Source organism: Streptococcus sp. 20925_1_24, assembly GCF_041432335.1.
Taxonomy (GTDB): Bacteria; Bacillota; Bacilli; order Lactobacillales; family Streptococcaceae; genus Streptococcus; species Streptococcus mitis_BM.
Genome location: NZ_JAPVZM010000030.1, coordinates 1 through 608, shown reverse-complemented (window position 1 = coordinate 608; position 608 = coordinate 1). Strand labels below are relative to the sequence as shown.

The window sequence follows — 608 nt, the reverse complement described above, 5'->3', positions numbered from 1 at the left end:
GTAACAGTTACTTTAACAGGATTTTTCTTACCTGGGGTTGTTAAGTCTGGAACGTTTTCTACATTCGTAACTTTTCCACCTTCTGGGACTTTGACATATTTAGCAATATCATCCTTTGTTAAAGGTGTATTTGTCACTGGTGTTTCAATTGGTTTTGGTTTAGCTTCCACTACTTTAATCGTTGCTGGAACTTCTACCAATACATTTCCATTTTTATCTTTTACTACAACTGTTACTAGTTTATCACCAACAGTTGTTGCATCGAACGGTTCAGTCTGTCCATCTGGAACTTTGTACTCAAATGTTGAACCTTCTGGATAATCACTTGGAGTAATACTGTCTCTTGCTTGTGGTTTTTCAGTTGGATTTACAGGAATTAATTGTTCCTTGCCTTCCACTACTTTCACCTTAGCAGGAACTTCTACAAGTTTATCTTCCTCATCTTTTGCTTCTACAATAACATCTTTTTCGCCTGGTGTTGTTGTATCTACTGGAGTTTTATATTTGAATGTTACTCCATCTGGATATTGTTCAGGATCAATACTCTTAGATACATCTGGTTGTTTATTAGATTTATCAACCGGCACATACTGTGTCTTACTATCGAC

Annotated in this window: 1 protein-coding gene; it reads right to left on the bottom strand. The window is 36.2% G+C overall.

Annotated elements, in window-relative coordinates; all coding sequences use genetic code 11:
• Positions 1–608: Rib/alpha-like domain-containing protein (locus O3650_RS09560; RefSeq protein ID WP_371492027.1), on the bottom strand; the 608-nt coding region annotated here is incomplete at both ends.